General features: G+C 63.4%; 5 protein-coding genes and 1 tRNA gene. 3 read left to right on the plus strand and 3 right to left on the minus strand.

From position 1 onward, the window contains the following. Positions 1 to 146: 146 nt before the first annotated feature. From ACWKY3_RS08895 to ACWKY3_RS08905, 3 genes are all read left to right on the plus strand, one after another. Complete coding sequence (locus ACWKY3_RS08895; RefSeq protein ID WP_449316061.1) at positions 147 to 1,697, plus strand: sodium:solute symporter family protein; 1,551 nt, start codon at positions 147 to 149, stop codon at positions 1,695 to 1,697. Positions 1,698 to 2,069: 372 nt separating this feature from the next. Continuing rightward, positions 2,070 to 3,074, plus strand: coding sequence for a YdcF family protein (locus ACWKY3_RS08900; RefSeq protein ID WP_449316062.1), 1,005 nt, complete (start codon positions 2,070 to 2,072; stop codon positions 3,072 to 3,074). A gap of 401 nt (positions 3,075 to 3,475) precedes the next feature. After that, positions 3,476 to 3,949, plus strand: coding sequence for an RrF2 family transcriptional regulator (locus ACWKY3_RS08905; protein ID WP_449316063.1), 474 nt, complete (start codon positions 3,476 to 3,478; stop codon positions 3,947 to 3,949). Between the two features lie 22 nt (positions 3,950 to 3,971). On the opposite strand, the gene ACWKY3_RS08910 is transcribed toward ACWKY3_RS08905, so the two are convergent. From ACWKY3_RS08910 to ACWKY3_RS08920, 3 genes are all read right to left on the minus strand, one after another. Further along, on the minus strand, positions 3,972 to 5,285 hold the full coding sequence (locus ACWKY3_RS08910; protein WP_449316064.1) for an Nramp family divalent metal transporter: 1,314 nt from the start codon (positions 5,283 to 5,285) through the stop codon (positions 3,972 to 3,974). A 3-nt stretch (positions 5,286 to 5,288) separates the two neighbouring features. Beyond that, complete coding sequence (locus ACWKY3_RS08915) at positions 5,289 to 6,641, minus strand: magnesium transporter (RefSeq protein WP_449316065.1); 1,353 nt, start codon at positions 6,639 to 6,641, stop codon at positions 5,289 to 5,291. 277 nt (positions 6,642 to 6,918) lie between these two features. Continuing rightward, a tRNA-Arg gene (locus tag ACWKY3_RS08920) sits at positions 6,919 to 6,995 on the minus strand. Between the last annotated feature and the right edge of the window lie 181 nt (positions 6,996 to 7,176).

Consider the following 7,176-nt stretch of genomic DNA (forward strand, 5'->3'; position numbering starts at 1 on the left):
CGCCTCCAGCGGCGGAGCGCTTCATGCGAAGCGCTGTTCCGCCGTGCGTCACGTCGCAGTGCGCCGCAGCGTCGTCGTGCCGCCGTGCCGTGTTGTAGCAGCAAGACGCGTGTTTCGCGTGAAACGCCAAGGGGAACGGAACTTTCATGATAGAGAAACTTTGCATGGTGCTCATATTCGTCGGAGTGGCGGTGGGCGTGGGCGTCTACTGCCGCCGAACCGCCACGAGCGTTGACGGGTTTGTGCTGGGAGGCCGCAACGTGGGGCCGTGGATGTCGGCGTTCGCGTTCGGCACCAGCTACTTTTCCGCAGTCATCTTCGTGGGCTACGCCGGGCAGTTCGGTTGGAAGTACGGTATCGCCGCCACGTGGATAGGCATCGGCAACGCCATCCTCGGCAGCCTTTTGGCCTGGTGGGTGCTCGGCCCGCGCACGCGTGAGATGACTCATCGCCTGGGCGCGTCCACCATGCCCGAGTTCTTCGGCGAGCGTTTTCGGTCGAAGGGTTTGCGCATTGCGGCCGCGGCCATCATCTTCGTGTTCCTCATCCCGTACACGGCCAGCGTCTACAACGGCCTGTCGCGGCTGTTCGGCATGGCGTTCGGGCTGCCGTACGAGGCGTGCGTCATCGGCATGGCCGTTGTCACGTGCATCTACGTGGTGGTGGGCGGCTACATGGCCACGGTCATGAACGACTTCATCCAGGGCATCGTCATGCTGCTGGGCATTGTGGCGGTCATCGTGGCGGTGCTGTCCGGAAACGGCGGCTTCACGGAGGCTATCACGCAGCTTTCGCTCATCCCGTCCGAGGAGTCGGCCATGGCCGGTCCGTTCGTCAGCTTCTTCGGACCCAATTTGCCCGACCTTTTGGGCGTCATCGTGCTGACCAGCCTGGGCACATGGGGCTTGCCGCAGATGGTGCAGAAGTTCTACGCCATCAAAAGCGGCCCGGCCATCAAGCAGGGCGCCATCATCTCCACGGTGTTCGCCATGGTGGTGGCGGGCGGCAGCTACTTTCTGGGCGGATTCGGCCGCTTGTACGGCGACCAGGTGGAGATGACGGCTGCGGGCGCGCCGGTGTACGACTCCATCATCCCCACCATGCTCTCCACCTTGCCCGACCTGCTTATCGGCATTGTCATCGTGCTGGTGCTGAGCGCGTCCATGTCCACGTTGTCGTCGCTGGTGCTCACGTCGTCTTCCACGCTCACGCTCGACCTCATCAAGGGCAACGTGGTGAAGAGCATGAGCGAGCGCACCCAGCTCGGCACTATGCGCGTGCTGGTGGTGGTGTTCATTGCGGTGTCGGCGGCCATTGCGCTTGTGCAGTACACCTCGTCCATCACGTTCATCGCGCAGCTCATGAGCATCTCGTGGGGCGCGCTGGCCGGCGCGTTTCTGGGGCCGTTTTTCTGGGGGCTGTACTCCAAGCGCATCTCGAAGGCGGCGGTGTGGGCCAGCTTCATCGTGGGCGTGGGGCTGACCACGGGCAACATGATCATGGGTTTCGTGGGCGCGCCGCTTATCGCCAGCCCCATCAACTGCGGCGCTGTCGCCATGGTGTTGTCGCTGATCATTGTGCCGGTGGTCAGCCTGGTCACGAAGAGCGTGCCGTTCGAGGTGGAGCCGCCCAGCGCGCAGGGCGCCATCGACCGCGAGTTCGAGCACGAACTGGAGGAGGAAGAGGAGGCGCGCTAGCTTTCAGCACGCGCAGCGCGAGCTGCGAGCCGTGCCCCGCGAGCCGCGATGAGGCACCGCGCAACGCCTCATCGCGCGGGCGGGGCGCGACGCGAAACGAGGCGGGACGTTTCGCGGCGTCGCGATGCGCGGGTTGGGCGACGCGCGACGCAGGGCGGCATGGGCAAGGCGTGCCCCGCGAGGCGCCTGCCGCACGGCTCGCGCTTCCTTACGCACGCGCAACGGCAGCGGGGGCGGAGCGAGGGGCCGCCCCCTTTCCGCCCCGCGCTTTGCCAGATCACGCGATGGAAACGGATGACGCATCGTCCTCTGCAACCGCGAAAGAGAGGCTATACTGTAAGAAAAACGACATCGATCGGTTGAGGTCCCCGCATGTTCGCGTATCTCGTGCTCATCTATTTTCCCGCGCTGGTGTTCGGGGCGTTGTTCCTGCGCAACTATCGCAAGGAGCCGCGCCAGTTCCGCAACGCCCTTTACTTCCTCTTGCTGTGCCTGTTCGTGTTCTGGGGGCTGTCCATCCAGCTTGATCTGCCAGGGCTGATCGTGCTTGGCCTGCTCTCCGTGCCCTTCGGCACCGTGGCTTTGGTCGTGTTCCTTCTGGCCAACACCGTGGTGGTGGTGCGGAGGGAGGGGGTTTCCCTGCCGCATCTTCTGCCTGCGCTCCTGGCTTTGCTCATCGTTGCGGTGTGCATGGCCGCGCCGATCTTGTTGCTGACGCCCGCGCCCATGCCCGTGCTGGCGCTGCTTTTGCTGGTGCTCATGGAAGGTTCGTACGTGGCGTTTACGTTCTTCGCGCTGCTGCTGTACTCATGGTTGTACCGGAGGCTGCCGAAACGTGCGGGCTACGACTACATCGTGGTGCACGGCGCGGGCCTGTCGGGCGCGAAGCCCACGCCGCTTCTGGCGGGTCGCCTGGACAAGGGCGTGCAGCTGTGGGAGGCGGGCAAGCGTCGCGCCGTCATCATTGTCTCGGGCGGCCAGGGTCCGGACGAGGAAGTGTCGGAGGCAGAGGCCATGCGCGCGTACCTGACAGACGAGCGCGGCGTGCCCGCCGACGCCATCATCATGGAGGACCGCTCCACCACCACCACGATGGAAAACCTCCTCAACAGCAAGGCCATCATGGACGCGCGCTCGGGCGCCGGATCTTACCGGGCCGCCGTGGTCACGAGCGATTACCACGTGTTCCGCACGGCGGAGTACGCCCACAAGATAGGGCTGACGGCCGACGGGGTTGGAAGCCCCACGGCCCGATACTTCTGGCCGACGGCGTTCATCCGCGAATTCGCCGCCGTGAGCAAAGAGCACGCCTGGCCGTTCGCGGTCGTGTTCGCGCTGTGGCTTCTACCCGTGGGATGCTCATTGCTGGCTCGTTGACGCTCTTTTCTTTTTACTTCCCCTCCCCGAATTCTGCGTATGCCTGTATACTAAAACAATACGCGTCAGGCGGTTGCCGCGTCGGTGTCCAACCGCCCGAAGCGCGGGGTGGCCAATCGACAGGGGGCTTAGGATGTTGGCGAGAACAAGATTAGCGCGCGCACCTACGGAACGCTCAAGCCAACGGGTTCGTGCGCCCGCGCTCCTTGCATTTGTGTGGAGATTAGGCGTGAAGTAGGGCAATCGTAACCGATCTGATTCAATTTGACCGACAAACCAATCATTGATCTTGCTATAATCGCTCTCCGTTAGGTATATTCGAAACGTGTTTGGACCAAGGACGAACCGTTCATCGTGGACCTTGAAACGAGTCCGATGCGGCGTCGAGTAAGGAGACAACAATGCATCTTAAAGCATCGACCGATTACGGAATGCGCGCCGTCCTGTATCTGGCGGCGCAGGGAACCACTTGCTCTTCGAAGGACATCGCCGAAGACATGGACATTCCCCGCGACTACCTGATCCAGCTTGCGCAGCTGCTGCGCAACGCGGGCATCATCGAGGCGCGCCCCGGCAAGCACGGAGGCTACCTTTTGGCCAAGAAGCCGGAGAAGATCAGCGTGCTCGACATCCTGAGCGCGCTGGAGGAGGACAAGCGCTCCTCGAAGCGCTCCAAGCGTTCATCGCGCAAGGGCAGCGAAATGGTGAAAGGCGTTCGCCGCACCTATGATCTGGTGGAGGAGAGCATGAACGCGTTTCTGGACAGCTTGACCGTGGAGGCGCTTCTGGCGTGCGCTCTTGAGAAGGGCGACAGCAACAAGATCCTCTCCGAGCGCTTCAAGGACGAGAGCCGCCGACTGGCCGCGATCGGCTAAAGCGCGCAACGAGCAACGAGGGTCAGCCGATCCCCAGCACCTGCATGACCAACAAGACGACGGTGAGCACGGTCACGATGCTCACCGTCGTCCATATGAGCGCGCGTGACACGATGCGGGAACGATAGGCCCCCATCACGCGCTTGTCCGCCGCGATGATGGCCATGAACACCAGCAGGACGGGCAGCACCAGGCCGTTGACGAACTGCGCCGTCAGCATCACGTTCATCAGGTCGATGTTCGGCACGAGCACGATCACGGCTGACAGCGCTATGATGAACGTGAAGATGCTCTTGAACAGCGGCGCCTCCTTCCATTTGAAGGACACGCCGGCCTCCCATCCAAACGCCTCGCAAATGACGAACGCCGTGGTCAGCGGCAGCACGCATGCCGCCAGAAACGACGCGGCCACCAGCCCGACGGCGAACAGCGCCTCGGCGTAGTGCCCGGCGAAGGGCGCCAGGGCCCGCGCGGCGTCGGCCGCCGACTCTATCTCGATGCCCTGGGGGTGCAGCACCGCGCCCGTGGTGACGATGATGAACCACGCCACCAAGCACGCGGCGATGGTGCCCGCCACCACGTCCACCTTCTGCGAGAACAGGTCCTTCACAGACAGGCCCTTCTCCACCACGTTGCTTTGGTTGAAGAACATCATCCACGGTGCGATGGTGGTGCCTATCATGGCGATGACCAGCGATATGAAGCTCATATCGCCCTCTACGTGGGGCACTGCGGTGCTTTGCAGCGCCTCGCCCCAGTTTGGCTGCGCCATGAACGCCGCCACAATATAGGTGACGAACACCAGCGACAGCACAAGAAACACCTTCTCCACCCGCTTGTAGCTGCCCCCCACGATGAGCAGCCACACGGCTGCGGCGGCAACGGGCACGGCCACGTACTTGGACACGCCGAACATCTCCATGCCGCTGGCGATGCCGGCGAACTCCGAGAACGTGGTGCATACGTTGCCGATGAGCAGCGCCAGCATGGCGAGCGCCGTCAGGCGGATGCCGAAGCGCTCCCGGATGAGGGCGGCGAACCCCTTGCCGGTGACGGCTCCCATGCGCGCCGCGGTCATCTCCACGACAATGAGCAGCACGCACATAATGGGGATGACCCACAGCGTTCCGAAGCCGAACTTGGCGCCCACGGTGGAGTAGGTGGAGATGCCGCCGGCGTCGTTGCCGGCCATGGCCGTGACGATGCCCGGGCCCAGCGCGGCCAGGGCCAACAGCAGCTTGCTGCGCGTCTTCCTGCCTTCGCTTGGGGCTTCGGCCGTTTCGGCGAGCTGCGCGGCCTGCGGCGCTTCGGTGCGGCGGATGTCCTTCCCGGCCATGGCCTAGCCCCAATCGTAGCCGACGGCTTGGAGCAGCACGAGCGTGTAGAGCGTCAAAAACAGCACGCCGCCCGCCACGCCGCCCGCCACTTTGAGCGCGGTGAGCTTCGTCTTGTCGCCGCTCACGTCCTCTTCGATGGCGTCCCACGCGTCGTCGACCGTGACGATGCCCAGCAGCGCCCCGTGCTCGTCCACCACGGGCATGGCGGGCAGGTCGTACTTGAAGATGTCGGCGGCCACGTCCTCCTCCGTCTCGTCCGGCGCAACGGAGATGACGTCGTCGAACATGACGTCGCTCACGGGCTTCGCGTCGTCGGTGAGCACGAGGGTGCGCAGGCTGAGCACGCCTACGAACTGGTCGTATTCGCCCAGCACGTACACGTAGTGCACGGTGGGGTGATCCTCGGGCAGCTCGCGCAGCACCTCGATGGTCTCTCCCACGGTGTCGTCGGCGTGCACGGCCACGAACTGCGTGGTCATCATGCCGCCGGCCGTGCCGTCTTTGTAGCCCAGAAGGCGGCGGATCTCGGTGGCGTCCTCCACGCCCATGAGGCGCAGCAGCGTTTCGGCCTTCTCGTAGGACAGGTCGCGCACGATGTCGGCCGCGTCGTCGGGGTCCATGTCGCCCAACAGGCCGGCGGCGCGCGCGTCGTCCAAGTCTTCGATGAAGTCCGCCTGGTACTCGTCTTCCATCTCCGAGATGGCCTCGGTGGCGCGCGCGTCGTCCAGGTGCTGGAACACGTTGGCGCGCTGCTGGGGGTCCAGCTGCTCCAGAATGTCCGCCACGTCGGCGGGGTGCAGCTCGTCTAAGCGCTTGTGGGTGACGGACAGCTGCACCTCGGACAGGTCGCGGTCGAGCAGGTCCATGTAGTTCCAGGCGATGATCTGCTCGTCTATCTTCTTGCCGAACGCTCGCGCCACGGCCACCACCGCGCGTTCCAGCCACGAAGCCAGGCCGCGCAGGATGCCGCGCACGCCCACCTCGGCGCCCAGAAGGCGCAGTTGAGATCCCGACACGGACAGCTTGAGGTCGTTCACGCGCACGACCTTCATGCCCTGCGTGTCCACGATCTGGCGGTTCAGCAGATCGCGCGCCAGCAGCACCTCGTCGGGCTGCAGGTAGCTGAAGCGGATGTCGTGGGCCTGCACGGTGAGCGTGATGCCGTCCTCGTCGAATTCGCCCACGTACTTGCGCCACGAGATCATGAACGGCACCTTGCCCGGCCCCTGGAACGCAAGGCTCGTGATGCGCGGGAATACCTCGCCGGTGGATATGGCCAGGTCGGATATCGTGCCGATTTTCTCGCCCGTGCAGTCGATCACGGGTTTTCCCATCATTTGAGAGAGGTAGAGCATGGTGGTGTCCCTTACTGGTCGTGCCCGTGCGTTGCAGCGTGGTTGCGGCACCTGGCCATAGTAGCGCGTTGGGGCGCGCGCGGGATCTGCAGGTGCGTAAAATCTCTGTCAAGCGCGGGTGCTGCGGTCGTCCTTCGACCGCCATCGCAAGGGAATCGAAGGAGGACTACATACTGTGAGGTTTCGGTTTTCGAACCTTCAACAACGTCCCTTTCCTTCAGCCAATAAAAAAACCGCACGTGCTGCTGCCAGTCGTTGCGGATTCGTCTGCTGTAAGTGGTGCGCCGTGAGGGATTCGAACCCCCGACGTACTGATTCGTAGTCAGTCCCTCTATCCAGCTGAGGTAACGGCGCACGTCGAAACAGCAGAGATCATTATGCCGATAAGGCTAGACAGTGTCAACGCCAATTTTGCGAATTCGCGAAAAAGTTTGCATGGCCACGTTCCAAGGTTGATTGCAATCGCAGTCTGGACACTGCAATAGCAAGCTGGACATTCGAAGCTTGGCAGCAGGTTATGAATGAAAAAGACCTT

The organism is Rubneribacter sp. (genome assembly GCF_965361815.1).